The organism is Streptomyces sp. NPDC085866 (genome assembly GCF_044541035.1).
Classification (GTDB): Bacteria; Actinomycetota; Actinomycetes; order Streptomycetales; family Streptomycetaceae; genus Streptomyces.
Genome location: NZ_JBITSQ010000042.1, coordinates 1 through 1,172, shown reverse-complemented (window position 1 = coordinate 1,172; position 1,172 = coordinate 1). Strand labels below are relative to the sequence as shown.

At 68.9% G+C, this 1,172-nt stretch carries 1 pseudogene; it reads left to right on the top strand.

Going from position 1 to position 1,172, the window contains the following annotated elements:
* A pseudogene (locus ACIF83_RS45660) lies at positions 1-1,172 on the top strand (alpha-1,4-glucan--maltose-1-phosphate maltosyltransferase); the annotation flags it as partial.

Genomic DNA, 1,172 nt, shown 5'->3' with positions numbered 1-1,172 from the left:
CCCGAGGTGGACGCGGTGTTGTCCCGTCACCCGTTGCGGGAGTCGGTGACCGCGTCCGACGCGATGCCCCTGCTCGTGGAGCGGGAGCGGGCGCTGTTCGGCTCGTGGTACGAGTTCTTCCCGCGCTCGGAGGGCACGGCCGAGCAGCCCCACGGCACCTTCCGTACCGCCGCGCGGCGGCTGAAGGCGATCGCGGAGATGGGTTTCGACGTCGTCTACCTGCCGCCGGTCCATCCGATCGGCACGACGTTCCGCAAGGGCCGCAACAACACCCTCACCGCCCACCCCGACGACGTCGGGGTGCCGTGGGCGATCGGCTCGCCGGAGGGCGGGCACGACGCCGTCCACCCCGAGCTGGGCACGATCGAGGACTTCGACCACTTCGTGGGCCGGGCACGGGAGTTGGGCCTGGAGGTGGCCCTGGACTTCGCCCTGCAGTGCTCCCCGGACCACCCCTGGGTGCACAAACACCCGGAGTGGTTCCACCACCGCCCGGACGGCACCATCGCCCATGCCGAGAACCCGCCGAAGAAGTACCAGGACATCTACCCGATCGCGTTCGACGCCGACATGGACGGCCTGGTCACCGAGACGGTGCGGGTGCTGCGGCACTGGATGGCGCACGGGGTGCGGATCTTCCGGGTGGACAACCCGCACACCAAGCCGGTCGTGTTCTGGGAACGGGTGATCGGGGAGGTCAACGGCGCCGACCCGGATGTCATCTTCCTGGCGGAGGCCTTCACCCGCCCGGCGATGATGCACACCCTGGCGCAGATCGGTTTCCAGCAGTCGTACACGTACTTCACCTGGCGCAACGACAAGCAGGAGCTGACGCAGTACCTGACCGAACTGTCGGGTGAGGCCGCCTCCTACATGCGGCCCAACCTGTTCGCCAACACCCCCGACATCCTGCACGCCTACCTCCAGCACGGCGGCCGGCCCGCCTTCGAGACCCGCGCCGTGCTCGCCGCCACCCTCTCCCCCACCTGGGGCATCTACAGCGGCTACGAACTGTGCGAGAACACCCCCCTCAGGGAGGGCAGCGAGGAATACCTCGACTCGGAGAAGTACCAGCTCAAACCCCGCGACTGGGAAGCAGCCGCACGCGAGAACCGCACCCTCGCCCCCCTCATCACCCGGCTCAACACCATTCGCCGACGCCACCCCGCGCT